The organism is Clostridium sp. HGF2 (genome assembly GCF_964240115.1).
GTDB classification, from domain to species: domain Bacteria; phylum Bacillota_I; class Bacilli_A; order Erysipelotrichales; family Erysipelotrichaceae; genus Clostridium_AQ; species Clostridium_AQ innocuum.
This window is the reverse complement of record NZ_CAXSSO010000003.1, coordinates 337,683-350,162: the sequence shown is the minus strand read 5'-3', so window position 1 is coordinate 350,162 and position 12,480 is coordinate 337,683. Positions and strand designations below refer to the sequence as shown.

16 protein-coding genes are annotated in these 12,480 nt (G+C 47.2%); 1 reads left to right on the top strand and 15 read right to left on the bottom strand.

All coding sequences use genetic code 11. The features are described 5' to 3' along the window. Positions 1-219: 219 nt before the first annotated feature. The 5 genes from ACESPQ_RS08180 to ACESPQ_RS08160 form a co-directional block, all read right to left on the bottom strand. Positions 220-438, bottom strand: a complete 219-nt coding sequence (locus ACESPQ_RS08180; RefSeq protein WP_038274627.1) for a hypothetical protein — start codon at positions 436-438, stop codon at positions 220-222. Then, positions 423-629: a helix-turn-helix domain-containing protein gene (locus tag ACESPQ_RS08175; protein ID WP_257379359.1), complete on the bottom strand. Its 207-nt coding sequence runs from the start codon at positions 627-629 to the stop codon at positions 423-425. Before ACESPQ_RS08175 ends, ACESPQ_RS08180 begins: the two co-directional genes overlap by 16 nt. A gap of 225 nt (positions 630-854) precedes the next feature. Further along, positions 855-1,220 (bottom strand): ACT domain-containing protein, encoded by a 366-nt coding sequence (locus ACESPQ_RS08170; RefSeq protein WP_257379358.1) that lies wholly within the window; start codon positions 1,218-1,220, stop codon positions 855-857. Between the two features lie 28 nt (positions 1,221-1,248). Further along, on the bottom strand, positions 1,249-1,812 hold the full coding sequence (locus tag ACESPQ_RS08165) for a YdeI/OmpD-associated family protein (RefSeq protein ID WP_257379357.1): 564 nt from the start codon (positions 1,810-1,812) through the stop codon (positions 1,249-1,251). 39 nt (positions 1,813-1,851) lie between these two features. Continuing rightward, positions 1,852-2,379 carry a GNAT family N-acetyltransferase gene (locus tag ACESPQ_RS08160; protein ID WP_002609732.1) on the bottom strand — a complete coding sequence of 176 codons (528 nt, stop codon included), beginning with the start codon at positions 2,377-2,379 and terminating at the stop codon, positions 1,852-1,854. Positions 2,380-2,746: 367 nt separating this feature from the next. Here ACESPQ_RS08160 and ACESPQ_RS08155 point away from each other — a divergent pair, with 367 nt between their 5' ends. Continuing rightward, on the top strand, positions 2,747-3,880 hold the full coding sequence (locus tag ACESPQ_RS08155; RefSeq protein WP_109770890.1) for a tetratricopeptide repeat protein: 1,134 nt from the start codon (positions 2,747-2,749) through the stop codon (positions 3,878-3,880). 633 nt (positions 3,881-4,513) lie between these two features. Here the strand turns inward: ACESPQ_RS08155 and ACESPQ_RS08150 are convergent. The 10 genes from ACESPQ_RS08150 to phnG are packed head-to-tail and all read right to left on the bottom strand — an operon-like array spanning position 4,514 to position 12,375. Further along, positions 4,514-5,272 (bottom strand): inositol monophosphatase family protein, encoded by a 759-nt coding sequence (locus tag ACESPQ_RS08150; RefSeq protein WP_109770888.1) that lies wholly within the window; start codon positions 5,270-5,272, stop codon positions 4,514-4,516. Beyond that, positions 5,257-6,078, bottom strand: coding sequence for a PHP domain-containing protein (locus ACESPQ_RS08145; protein WP_002609726.1), 822 nt, complete (start codon positions 6,076-6,078; stop codon positions 5,257-5,259). Before ACESPQ_RS08145 ends, ACESPQ_RS08150 begins: the two co-directional genes overlap by 16 nt. Continuing rightward, entirely contained in the window at positions 6,075-6,776 is a 702-nt protein-coding gene (locus ACESPQ_RS08140) for a phosphonate C-P lyase system protein PhnL (RefSeq protein ID WP_002609724.1), read from the bottom strand. The genes ACESPQ_RS08145 and ACESPQ_RS08140 overlap by 4 nt, the downstream gene beginning before the upstream one ends. Before the next feature lie 5 nt (positions 6,777-6,781). Then, a complete protein-coding gene (locus tag ACESPQ_RS08135; RefSeq protein WP_373144240.1) occupies positions 6,782-7,423 on the bottom strand; it encodes a chloramphenicol acetyltransferase in 642 nt (213 codons plus the stop codon). Continuing rightward, a complete protein-coding gene (phnM, locus tag ACESPQ_RS08130; RefSeq protein WP_118003037.1) occupies positions 7,393-8,562 on the bottom strand; it encodes a phosphonate metabolism protein PhnM in 1,170 nt (389 codons plus the stop codon). Before phnM ends, ACESPQ_RS08135 begins: the two co-directional genes overlap by 31 nt. 10 nt (positions 8,563-8,572) lie before the next feature. After that, positions 8,573-9,415: an ATP-binding cassette domain-containing protein gene (locus ACESPQ_RS08125; protein ID WP_008728556.1), complete on the bottom strand. Its 843-nt coding sequence runs from the start codon at positions 9,413-9,415 to the stop codon at positions 8,573-8,575. Beyond that, complete coding sequence (locus tag ACESPQ_RS08120) at positions 9,415-10,263, bottom strand: alpha-D-ribose 1-methylphosphonate 5-phosphate C-P-lyase PhnJ (RefSeq protein ID WP_109770893.1); 849 nt, start codon at positions 10,261-10,263, stop codon at positions 9,415-9,417. Before ACESPQ_RS08120 ends, ACESPQ_RS08125 begins: the two co-directional genes overlap by 1 nt. Continuing rightward, positions 10,247-11,359 (bottom strand): carbon-phosphorus lyase complex subunit PhnI, encoded by a 1,113-nt coding sequence (locus ACESPQ_RS08115; protein ID WP_109770887.1) that lies wholly within the window; start codon positions 11,357-11,359, stop codon positions 10,247-10,249. Before ACESPQ_RS08115 ends, ACESPQ_RS08120 begins: the two co-directional genes overlap by 17 nt. Before the next feature lie 4 nt (positions 11,360-11,363). Then, entirely contained in the window at positions 11,364-11,942 is a 579-nt protein-coding gene (phnH, locus tag ACESPQ_RS08110) for a phosphonate C-P lyase system protein PhnH (RefSeq protein ID WP_257334631.1), read from the bottom strand. Between the two features lie 10 nt (positions 11,943-11,952). Next, complete coding sequence (gene phnG, locus ACESPQ_RS08105) at positions 11,953-12,375, bottom strand: phosphonate C-P lyase system protein PhnG (protein WP_009270830.1); 423 nt, start codon at positions 12,373-12,375, stop codon at positions 11,953-11,955. Positions 12,376-12,480: the final 105 nt, after the last annotated feature.

The following is a 12,480-nucleotide window of genomic DNA, read 5'->3' as shown; positions in this document are numbered from 1 at the left end:
GGTTTTGCGGGTGATTAGCAGATAGGATACTAGAATATGTACGATATGATTTCATATTGGAAACCCTCCTTTTGTTGACATCATTATTCCACGGACGTGAGAGAAACTTAAGGAAAATTTCGTGAAAAATAGAAAGAAAACAAGGATGAAAAGTAATATGGCTGCATTCATCCCCCACCTGTTCATCGACCACTGAGGTGGGCGTATTCTGCCTGCTTTTTAAATAAACACCCCCATACCAAGCAGACGCCATGAGGAATGATTCGGAAACATACAGAATGGAATGCCGGCCAGTGCCCAGAACATAAATCCCACTGCTACGCTTCTGCTTATCCTGCTTTCCTTCATCAGAAACCCCTGCGCCATCTCTTTGCTTACATAATACCCCTTCTCCTCAGTACCCTCTTTACACGTATCATCCTTTAACAGATAATCCACGGACATTCCGAATATATTTGACAGCTGCAACAGCTTTTCCGTTTCCGGATAGCCCTAATTATTCTCCCGCTCTGCGCGCCTTCGGTGCATTTGCTGATTGCCTGCCTGGTCATTTTGATCTGCTCTGCCAGCGCCTCCTGTGATAGTCCCTTTTCCTTTCGCAGCTTCAACAGCTTTTCTCCTAAATTCATAAATCTGCCTCCTCACTCAAACACAGGTACATCATACCAAATCTCCATGTTATCTTCCATAGCTTTTCGCATGCACTTGCGCAACGCTGCGTTGCATTTCTGAATTTTGCTGTGATTCTTATAAAAAAACCCTGTCGTTAGATTCGGCAAGGCTTTTTTACGATCGCTTTATCCTAAATCTGATCGAAATCTTTGCGGCGTTTTCTTTCCTACGGTATGATTTCATCACAGGATACGATAGCCTGCTTCTGCAAGTATCCTCACTGCATTCTCAAACTGCTCCTCCTTCATCAGGATATAATCGGTGTTGTACGTAGATATGGCAAAGATGCCGATGCTGTTTTTCGCAAGCAGCGTTGAAATCTCGGACAGAATGCCGATCAGGGAGAAAACCAGAATTCCCTGTATGCGAAATGCCTTCCAGTGATCTTCACGCTCGATGGTATTTTCCGGTACCTCCTCCTGTAAACAGACAAGTGAATTTTCCTCATCTGTTTTTCCTATAAAGCAATAGGTGCTGTTCAAATTCACCATGGAATAATCCACCACCTTGCATACGGAAAAGCTTCCGTCCAGTTTTTTCAGCTCCATAAAATCTCCTTCTTTGCTTTCTCCAAGCTCACATTGGCTTTAAGTTTTTTTCCAGCCGATCCATCATCCATGCAAGACGCCGGCTGCGGCCCGCTTCTGTCTTTGCATCAAGATAAGCACGTGTATATGTCTTTTTCACCGATGCCGGCATCTTCTGAAAATTAGTATAAGCCTGTGCATTTTCCTTTAACAAGGCAGCAACTGCCGCAATCTGTTCCTCGCTGATTGCAGAAGGAGAAGCGGCGTTGTCCCACTGTCCGTTCTTTTTCGCCTCTTCTATTTTCCTGCGTCCGTATTCCGTCATGGCACCGCATACTTCCAGCTCCTGAACCAGCGCCTTGTTTTTCTGTGACCATTTGCTGCCAGCTCTTCGCGGCGCAAAATACTTCTTGTAGGATGTATCATCCATCTTCTTCATCACGCCGTCAATCCAGCCAAAGCAAAGTGCCTCCAGTAAAGCATCGTTTGCGGACAGTGTTTCCACCTCCTTTGTTTTGCCAAATTCCAGCCACACCCCTTCCCTGCGCCGGCAGTTTTCGCTCAGCCATTCTCTGAATGCTTCCCGTGTTTTAAATCGCAAAAGCTCGCTCATACATTTCCTCCTTTCTTAAGCTGCTGGTTTCAAATCACGTTATCCCAGCAGTTCTTTTTCTGTTATGACTTTTTCAAAGCCCAATTCATGCAGTGTCAAAGTATCATCAATAACCTCATGATAGATGCCCTTCGCCTGAATAAACCCGTTTTTCTCATACAGCCGGATGGCCGGTGTATTGCTGTCCACCGCAAACAGCCGTAAAACATCTGCCTGCCGTTCCTTTGCACAACGCATTGCTTCCCGTATCGCTGCTCTGCCAACACCCTTTCCCATCGCATCCACATGCACACCAAGGCGGTCAAGATACAGGGCTTTCTGTCCTGATAGATGCCAGTCGACGTGCTGTTCCCCCTTATTATGCTCGCATAATGCAAACGCAGCCAGTATCCGGGCATCCTTCTGCAGGACATACATACGCTCCTGTTTAATATCCTCCGGAAAACAAATGCAGGGATACACCGCATCCCATATACAGATTTGCTGTGCATACATATGTGCAATAATAGCTTCATACATAACCTGCAGCTGAGGCAGATCCTGTTTAACCGCTTTTCTAATGATCATACCGAACTCTCCTTACGCTTTTAAAAGTCGCCTGAATGTGTTTCCTATGTAATAACGATTACATATCCTATAAGCCACAGACTTATTTCCCTTACCCAAGCCTTTTCTTACCGTGCTGATCCCGATACAAGCGTCAGGTTTTTCATTATTATAACAAAATCAAACAGAATATGTATCTCTTTCTGCCATTCTTTTCTTTTTTGTGTAATCTAACTGCCTGCTTCATTATGATCAACAGGAATCAAGCAGGGTACATCTGTTGCATTTTTGTAAATTATTTACAATTTTTATTGGAAAATCATCTCCCTTTATTCCCTTATAATTAAAAAGAATGTATAATTTTAATGTCGAAATATAGGAGCATATTATGCCACAGGATACATACGATTTTAACCGTATAGATTTGAATGAGATTTACAGTCTGTTTCACACAAAAGATGAACGCAGGCTGGATTCCGTTAAGGAATTCATAGAAGCAGAAAACTATATGAAGGCTATTCATAAACTGAATGAGTTTTCTTCAAGCAATGAGCCCGCTGTCATTTTAAAGGGTATCCTTTTCCTATACCTAGGGGATATGCAGAAGGCCATTTCATTATGGAAGCCATATATCAAAAAGAATAAGGCGCACCCTCTGATGATGAGATACTATGCCATCGCCTGTCATTCCAGTGAAAAGTACAAAGAAGCAGTAAGGGTTTTTAAAACCGTTTATCCAACGGATACCAGAAAGGATGAAATCGTCTTATCGTATGCATCTTCCTTAAAAGAAGTACATAAATACAAGACGGCACGGAATCTTATACTGCCCTTTTATTCCTCCACTGTAGGAGATGACCTTATAGCTGTTATTCAAAATATGGAGTTTACAACCCTTCTTCTGGAGCTTGATGTACTGTTACAGGATGAAGATTCCTTTTCTGCACACTTTGCGCCCTATTTGTCACAGCTTTCCTCTGTTATGATTTTTGAGGATGCAAAGGAATTACTGGCATGCAATATCGTCATTTTGTCGGGTTATATGTCCACAAGGCGCTGTGAATGGCTGGCACCGCACTTTTATGAGCTTGTCAGGCTGACAGACAAAAATAACTATTTAAAAGACACGCCATATGAGATCGCCGTAAAGCGCGGCTATACCAGCTGGGAATCCTACTTTTATCAGCAGGATGAGCAGGTGCCAAAACCGTTGAAGGAGATTGGTTTGTACCCTCTTGAAGAATTGGAAATTGATGATGAAGTAAGTCAGAGTGTTATCTGCTGGAATGCCGCAAAGCTCTATCAGACACAGCCGGAATGCTTTCGCTATATGCGCAGCACGTATCCTCACACCTGGAATAAAATAGAATATATCGTGGATAAATTTAAAAGCAAGCCAACGGATTATCAGAAGCAGGTGGAGAAAAGGATCATGCTCTATGTGGATTATTCGCAGCAGGAATTACATGAAGAACTGGAAAGAAGATATAAAAAAGCTTATAAGACTGAGCATGACAGCTGACAGCCTTCTATATATGAAAATACGAGTATTCGCATTTGGTTCATTCTTACCTTAAAGTGTTTAAAAGAGAGGATTCAATTCCTATTGAACTACAGTCATGTTGAATTCTCTTTTTTTAATTTACCCGCTATCGGGCAGAAATCCACATTTTTATATACCGTTTTTCTATAAAACAAAGTAATTTAAGATAATACGCTCTATGTATCCATTTGATATTGAAATCATCTATGGTATTCAACGCTATATCTGATACAATCATAAGAAAACAGGAAGTATCGTTCACTTCTTGTTTTTTATATACGCTGAAGCAATCAGCTATTTTCGACTTTGCTGAGAAAGGTTTAAAGGCTGGCGTTCAAACCAAACGCTTATCGTATAGTTCACCGGCTGATTCAAGGTATGCCTGCATAACAATTCCTTGGCTATATCATAAATCACGCTTTTTCTCTATCGTGTGCTTTCGTAAAATAAAAGCAGGAAAAAAACAGCCTGCTTACTATAAACTTGAATGTTACATGAAAAATAGCATTTATAAGAAAGAGAATCCGCAAAACTTGATTCTGATCAATTATCTGATACAGATTTTTCTTATTCTATGCTGAATCAATATCACCGGCCTTTTTCTAATACATATTACAAATATTCCTTTTCCACCATGGTGATCAGTGATCTTCGGTTTGCGAACATAGCAAATGTGCCTGTGGTTGTAAAGAAGGTATTCTGAATGCTGTAGGCTCCCTGCACCTCCTCCAGTATGATTGCCGCAGCCGCATAGTCCCAGCATTTCACATGGGCAGACAGATACAGATCACTCAATCCCTGTGCAATCTGTACGATACTCAGGGATGCACAGCCCAGATAGCGATGGGCACGGAATTCATCCTGCATGGTTAACGGATCACTGCCATAGGTTCTTTTTATATAACCCAGAACGTGCAGGCCGGCATCCAGAATACATTCCCTCGCTTCTTTTTTGCGCAGCTGTGCCATCCTCTCCCCGTTTTTCCATGCTCCTTTGCCATGAACTCCAAGGAACAGCTCATCCCGCATGACATCATATACGATGCCGAAGACGGGCTGCTGCTTATGATAATAGGCCAGCGATATTGCGAAATCCCGGTGCCGGCTTACAAAATTCGTTGTTCCGTCGATCGGATCCAAAATCCATAGATGATCTCCGCGTTCCCTGACACTTTCCTCTCCCAGAAAGCTGTGTGTCGGAAATTTTACATTGAGAGCATTGCGAATCTGTTCCTCTATGCTGCGGTCGTATTCCGTTACCAGATCCTGAAAATCCGTTTTATATTCCGGTGTCACTTCGGATACGCGGCGCAGCTGTGCCCCGCAATCTCTTACCAGCTCTATCGCAAATTCTATTACATCCTGCTGCATACACTCACATCCTCATTCTTCATAAAGGGGTTCACCTGCCCAAGCACCGGTTCCTCGCCATAGCGTCCATGGGTATCGCTGCCCCCTGTTTCTATCAGCTTATACCTTTTTGCGATGGCATGCAAGTCATCCACCTGCTTTTGTCCGTGTGAGCTGTGCCAGGTTTCAATACCATCCAGTCCGATCCGGACATATTCGGGGATCGATCCTGTGACGCGTGAGATATAGGGATGTGCAAGCACGGCGATTCCCTGATCCTTATGAATGGCCCGTATCGCCGCTTCTACTGAAACAAAGGAGGCAGGACATACACAGATTCCGTTGTTTTTGAACAGTTTTCGATAGACATCGGAATATATGGTATCACTGTAGCCGTGTCGTATCATGATGTCCATGATGTGCTGCTTGTAGATAGCTGTGGATTGCTGTGCAATGCATTCCACTTCCTTCAGGCTAATCTGATAGCCGTGATCAATCAGCTGCTGCACCTGCCATAGGGAAATCGCTCTTCTCTGACGCAGAGTCGCTTCACACAGGGCATCCACATGCGAGGTGTCTTCTCCGAAGCCATAGCCGAGAATATGCACCTGCCGTTGTGCAACCTCATCAAAGGCACTGATCTCGATCCCCTTGATGAGCGTACAGGGCAGCAGATCGTACGGGATGTGACGGTATGCCGCAAAGGTATCATGATCCGTTATGGATATCATCTGCATCCGGCTTTCTTTAGCAAGGCTGAGAATCTGTGCCACCGTCAGTGAAGAGTCACTGCAAACGCTGTGTATGTGAAGATCAATACGGTTCATGCCATCATTCCCTTTTGCATATTGTACTCCCGATCACACAGCCCCTCCATGAATTCCAGATCATGAAAGATACCGAGCATGGTCGTTCCCTCCAGCTTCAGCTGCTCAATCAGATCACGGACCTTCTGCTTGCTGGTATGATCCAGACTGGCGGTCGGCTCATCCAGCAGCAGTAAACGCGGCTTCTTTACCATGGCAGCCGCAATGTTCAGCCGCAGCTTTTCTCCTCCGGAAAAGGTATTGGGATACATATCCCAGAGGGCCGGCTCCAGCTCGAAATGCTCCAGCATATGCTGTGCCCTGCGACGGGCGGTATCTTCATCCGCCCCCATTTCCAAAACCGCCTGTTCAATAATCTGCCGTGCAGTCGTTCGCGGCATAATGCGCAGAAACTGGGAAACATAGCCGATTTCCTGTTTGCGTAGATAAATCATCTGCCGCTCACTTGCCTGACAGAGGTCTAGCATCCCGAATTTTTCACTATCATACAATATCCTTCCCTTCTGCGGCAGATTGGTTCGGTAAATCCCCTTCAAGATCGTCGATTTCCCACTGCCGCTCTTCCCTGTGATTCCGATAAATTCCCCCTTCGCAAGATGCAGACTGATTCCCCTGCAGGCATGAATTTCACGCCTGCTGACATGCATGGTAAAGCTTTTTTCCAGATTCTCGATAACCAGTAAATCCTGTTGCTGCATATGGTTCACCCTTTCCTGTATTTACGGATAAATATGTCAATGTCCAATGAAAAATCATCAATTCGACTGCGGAATACTACATCCTCCCAGTTCCACCAGGCGATATCCAAAAGGGCGGCAATCTGCTCGCAGTCAAAGCGAAAACGAAGAATTTTTGCGGGGACCCCTGCAACGATTGCATAGGGTGGAACATCGTGTGTCACAATGGCACCACTGCCAATTACGGCTCCATCACCGACCTTCACGCCTGCCTCGATCAAGGCGCCATGCCCGATCCATACATCATGTCCGATTTCTGTCAGCTTGCTTCTGCGCTGCTCGAAAAAGGCTTCATCATCCGTATCCCGAACACCGTACATTCTGCGCCGGTAGGTGATATGATGAGTCGTAGGGCGTTGCAGGGGATGCTGGGTTGCTCCGATGCGTACATTTCTTGCGATATCCACAAAGCTGTGAATGATCGTGTTTTGTATCATCGCATACGGCTCGCAATAGGAATACCTGCCAAAGGAACTGTTTTCAATGACACTGTGTGCGCCTACCTTATTATATATAGAAAAGCTTACCTGGTTTAGCTCTACATCCTGTTCGATGGTTACTTCTCTGCTCAGCATGGCTATACCCGGTAATGGTTCTGTGCGATGCACATACCGTCCACAAAGACCTCGGTGATTGCCGGCAGCTCGTTGGGCAGGATACGGATAATCAGCAGGTCGGCCTTTTTACCTTTTTCAATGGAACCGTAGTCCCGATCAATGCCGGTAGCCCGTGCAGGGTGTATGGTCACCTTATTCACCATCTCTTCCAGACGCTGTCCCTTCTTAGTCATCAGAAATACTGCATGCAGAAGGCTTGCCGGATAATAATCACTGCATAAGATATCCGCTGCATCCTGTGCGATAGCGTCCGCCGCATTCATATTGCCGGAATGACTGCCGCCCAGCAGAATATTCGGTGCGCCGACAACCGTGTACATACCGCGTTTCTTTGCTTCCCTGGCTACCTCCAGCGTGATAGGAAATTCCGATATGGTTGCCCCGAACTTCTGCACCACATCCAGCTTTTCAATCGTATCATCATCATGTGAGGCGATCGAGATGCCCTGCGCCTTTGCCAATCTGGCAGCCGTTTGCATATTCTCCAGTGTCAGCTTGTCGCTGTTCATGCGGCGCGCCACCTCTTCCGCAACCTCCTCCTCACTCATGCTTCGGGCATTGCGGACATAGCTTTTGTATACCTCGATATTACGGTACTGCCCCTGTCCCGGTGTATGATCCATGAAGGAAATGAGGTGAACACGCTTTTGACGCAGATAGTCCAGCATCAGTGGAAACTGCTTCTGATTGTCGATTTCAAAGCGCATGTGAAAGCGGTGATGAATCAGATGCAGCTGCGTGTGGCTTTTTTCTATGATATCCGCCAGCTGCCTGACGAGCTCGGGACGTCGCATGGGGGAAGCTCCGACTCCCTCCCAGATACTAACGGAGTGAAACATGGTGGTGATGCCATGGGTACAGCATTCCTTTTCGAATTCATATACAGCCAGCTCCATATCCATGATGCTGCTGGGGCGCGGTGCCGCCATGGCCTCGATATGATCCGAATGCATATCGATGAAGCCCGGTGTGATGTATCCCCCATAGGCGTTGTACACCTCATCAATGCGCATAGAGGAAAGCTTTGCTTGTGGAACGATATCATAGATACGCTCCTGTTCAATCAGCAGAGCGTGATCCTTTAATATACCATGCTCCTGTACGATGTTTCCATTTATGATTGCAATCATGATGTTCTCCTTATAATAATGAATATACAAGCTGCTGGGTATAAGGGTGCTGCGGATCCTCCATGACCTGATCGGTCAGTCCCTGTTCAATGATTTCCCCATCCAGCATAACAATCGTTCGATCCGCCAGCATGCGAATCACCCCCAGATCATGCGATACCACAAGCATGGATACCCCCAGCTCCCGCTGTATTTTCTTAATCAGGTCTAATACATTTGCCTGCACCGATAGATCCAGTCCGGTTGTGACCTCGTCCAGCAGAAGAATCGGCGGATTGTTGCTGAGAGCCTTGGCAATCTGAACACGCTGCTGCATGCCGCCGGAAAATTTCCTCGGCTCCTCCTTCATGCGGTGCACCGGAATTTTCACAGCGTTTAGCAGCTCCTCACCGCGTTCACTCATAGCCTTCACATTGCGCTTTCCTGCCGCGATCAGCTTTTCAGCGATGTTTCCCATGCTGGAAAAATTCATTTTCAATCCGAGATAGGGATTTTGATATACCATGCCAAGTACGTGATTGCGGATATAGCGCTGCTGCTGGGCAGTCAGCTCAAAGATGTTGGCAGCTCCGTTTTTATAGGTACGGATTGTACAGCTGCCCCCTGTCACCTCCTGGTCAAAGTACAGGCACTGCATCATGGTGGACTTGCCGCTGCCGCTTTCTCCCACCACGCCAAGAATCTCCCCGTCATATACATCAAAGCTGATATCCCGGCAGGCATATACGGTTCCGCATTTCGGGCAATAGTTTCCCTGCAGCTTTACTGAATGGCTGCGGCAATGGGGACAGCCCTCACCAAAGCGTTTGTTGAGATGTGATACACGCATCAGCGGTACATCGTTGTAGTCCATTATGCTTCCCTTCCTTTCGCATTCAGGCGTTCCAGACACTGGCTGGTATCATTGCACTGGTAGCTGACACTGCCATTTGTTTCATCGATGATTTCATCCAGATAGACATGAGATGCCCCGCACAGCCGGCAGCATTTCCCCTGAAAATCTTCGGTCTCGAAGGGATGATCATCAAAGTCCAGCGATACGACCTTCGTATAGGGTGGAATCGCATAGATTTTCTTTTCCCGTCCGGCTCCCAGAAGAATCAGCGCCTCGCTTCTCATCATTTTCGGATTGTCAAAGCGGGGGATGGGAGAGGGAGCTGTCACATAGCGGTCGTTTACGAGTACCGGATGATCGGCACCCATGGTTACTCTTCCATATTTCATAATCTGTTCAAAAAGCAGCAGCCAGGCCCCGGTATATTCCTTTTCGGCATGCAGTCGTCTGGTTGCACGCTCGCTTGGCTCGTATTCCCGCAGCGGTTCCGGTGTTGGTACCTGTAAAATCAGAATCTGGTCTTTTTTAAGAGGTACCTCCGGTATACGGTGACGCGACTGTATGAGGGTGGCAAGAGCCGTATGCGTGGTCAGCTCTACTTCCGTGGTGGCCCTGATCAGATTTTTGATACTGATGGCATTGACGCTTTCATCACTGCCCTGATCAATCACCTTAACAATATCCCTTGGACCGACCAGCGAAAGACTCAGCTGAAGCCCGCCGGTTCCCCAGCCTCTGGCAATCGGCAGCTCCCGGGACGCAAAGGGCACCTGATATCCGGGTATACAGATGGCCTTCAGTGAGGCTCTGCGGATTTCCCGCTTGCTGCCTTCATCGAAGAAGGCAAAATTATATTTCTTTTTCATCATCGGCCTGTTCCTTCTTTGTTTTTCTCATGCTGTTTAATTTCGATTGAAATGTGACATAGTGGGGAAGCTTTAAGTGCGATATAAAGCCGGTTGCCTCCACCGCATCAATATGGTAGAGCACAAATTCCTCGTCATTGACCGCAAAGCCTTTATCCTCGCTTTCCAGGCATGTATCCAGAATACTCATAGCGATTGCCTTGGTTTCGTTCTGCCCCATGGTGATACCATAGCCGACCTTAAATTCCAGCTCCTTTTCCCCATTTGGATCGGTTATGGTAACCGGGATCAGACTCTCTACCTCTGTCACCTTGATTTCTCCGATATAATAGGAATCCTCCTCATGCTCTGGCTGCAGGGGATCCGGAACACTGATTGGCAGCTGCCCCACACGCAGCTCCCCCACTGTCGGATGCACAACACCATAGCCGCGCAGGGAAGCATAGCCCAGTGCGGTTACCGCCTGCGTCATCCCTCTGCTTAGAATCTGCAGACGCTCACTGCGCTGCGTGGGAAAGCTGAGCATCTGCTTTGTGGCATCCTTCGGAGCACGATTATCATTTTCCACCGGTGGCAGCAGCCCTTCCCTGCGCAGATAGTCGCTGACCCTTGGAAGGCGCAGATCTGTTTTCTCTTTGGTGCATTCCTCACTCAGAAACGCCTCCACATACTGCTTCAGCTCCTCCTCACGCTCCTGCAACAGATCAAAGTCAAGCAGGCGGTGTACGTAATCATAGCTCGTACCCAGAAGCTGTCCCTGTGGGATATCCTTAAAGGCTGCGGATATTCTGCGTTCGACCTCCATTTCCCGACTGTCAATAATATGGGAGTAGTACCTGCGCGGCAGTGTGGAACGATAGCTTCGCAGCAGAAATACCGCCTCCTCCATACTGCCCTCTCCCTGCTTGATTGCCAGTGCGGCGAGGGAGGGGTCGTACAGACTGCCTTCACTCATCACCTGATCCACCAAAAGCCGCATGCCCTGTTCAATCTGATCAACGCCGACACCGGCGCCCTTTTTGACACGTTCATATTTTAATCGGCGCAGGCTTTCCTCAATTGCCTGTTCGCCGCCCTTTACCGCAACATATGCCATTGTCCTATCCCCTTTCCACCTGTGTTGTTCTCGGCAGCGCCATACAGTTCGCATCCGCATCGATCAAAAGCATATCGAAGCCCAGAGGGAATTCCTCATTCATAAGAGCGCGGACCTCCACCCAGTCACTGTTTAGCGGAGAAGCAATCGTATGTGCGTGCGGTATGCCGGGACCTCGTAATATCAGCTCGTCTCCCTCCTGCAGAGAATCACATTCCACAAGTAGCGTCGCTCCCAGATGCGGATCCTCCAGCGTGCCTGTCTGAACCTTCTGCATGATTTCACACAGTCTGTCCCTATGCTTCCCTGTCACAATGACATGTGCTGCGGTTTCCAGCGAACAGCTTTGACAGTAGGTCAGTCTGGCGATGCTGTCTGTCAGCTGTTCCTCCTCCACAGCATGAAAGCTGGTATCCGCATCCAGCAGCATATACAGCAGTACACCGGTAGTAGCCCGGCATGGCAGCCCAGCCTCCAACCTGTCCGCCTCCTGCCTCAGACTTACTATTTCACCGGGATAGGCGAAGGCATGAACTACCTGACGGTAGGCATGCTGTATATCAAATACCATATCAAAGTTCATGTTGTTCTCCTTACACATCCATCGTTTCAAAGTTCACGCGTGTTTTCAATATACCTGCCACATGTCGTGCATGTGCAGCATCCTGCTTCTGTTTCTCCTGAGTCAGAGCCTTTTCCAGCTGATCCACACCGTCAAGCGCTGCATTGCAGGCAGCGTCGATCACTGCCAGAGCATAGGATTTCTCCAGCTCATTTCCCTGTATCAGTCCAATGCCGATTGTATCCCTGCACTTTACTCTGGTTTCGCTGACCAGCACCTCTCCCAGATAAAAGAGGGAATGCTGTGCGCTTTCTCTCATACGAAGCATTGTCAAAGCATTTTTCGGTTCCTCAATGACATGAAACTGCGTCTGCTGTTCAAAATATTGCGCCCACTGTGTGAGGAATTCATTTGAACAGTGTACCAGAATCCGGGTTCTTTCTTTACGTTTCATAAGCTCCTCCTTGTTACGAGTATAGCTTATCTTGTAGCCAAGAGAGGTTTGTTAAGCGGTTGTAAACATTGTGTATGGAAATGATGAAAAAGGTGTAAAAAAAGA

Coding starts and splice junctions, on each gene's coding strand:
- ACESPQ_RS08175 (WP_257379359.1), bottom strand. CDS start 629: ATGAATTTAGGAGAAAAGCTGTTGAAGCTGCGAAAGGAAAAGGGACTA.
- ACESPQ_RS08170 (WP_257379358.1), bottom strand. CDS start 1,220: ATGGAGCTGAAAAAACTGGACGGAAGCTTTTCCGTATGCAAGGTGGTG.
- ACESPQ_RS08165 (WP_257379357.1), bottom strand. CDS start 1,812: ATGAGCGAGCTTTTGCGATTTAAAACACGGGAAGCATTCAGAGAATGG.
- ACESPQ_RS08160 (WP_002609732.1), bottom strand. CDS start 2,379: ATGATCATTAGAAAAGCGGTTAAACAGGATCTGCCTCAGCTGCAGGTT.
- ACESPQ_RS08155 (WP_109770890.1), top strand. CDS start 2,747: ATGCCACAGGATACATACGATTTTAACCGTATAGATTTGAATGAGATT.
- ACESPQ_RS08150 (WP_109770888.1), bottom strand. CDS start 5,272: ATGCAGCAGGATGTAATAGAATTTGCGATAGAGCTGGTAAGAGATTGC.
- ACESPQ_RS08145 (WP_002609726.1), bottom strand. CDS start 6,078: ATGAACCGTATTGATCTTCACATACACAGCGTTTGCAGTGACTCTTCA.
- ACESPQ_RS08140 (WP_002609724.1), bottom strand. CDS start 6,776: ATGCAGCAACAGGATTTACTGGTTATCGAGAATCTGGAAAAAAGCTTT.
- phnM (WP_118003037.1), bottom strand. CDS start 8,562: ATGATTGCAATCATAAATGGAAACATCGTACAGGAGCATGGTATATTA.
- ACESPQ_RS08125 (WP_008728556.1), bottom strand. CDS start 9,415: ATGGACTACAACGATGTACCGCTGATGCGTGTATCACATCTCAACAAA.
- ACESPQ_RS08120 (WP_109770893.1), bottom strand. CDS start 10,263: ATGAAAAAGAAATATAATTTTGCCTTCTTCGATGAAGGCAGCAAGCGG.
- ACESPQ_RS08115 (WP_109770887.1), bottom strand. CDS start 11,359: ATGGCATATGTTGCGGTAAAGGGCGGCGAACAGGCAATTGAGGAAAGC.
- phnH (WP_257334631.1), bottom strand. CDS start 11,942: ATGAACTTTGATATGGTATTTGATATACAGCATGCCTACCGTCAGGTA.
- phnG (WP_009270830.1), bottom strand. CDS start 12,375: ATGAAACGTAAAGAAAGAACCCGGATTCTGGTACACTGTTCAAATGAA.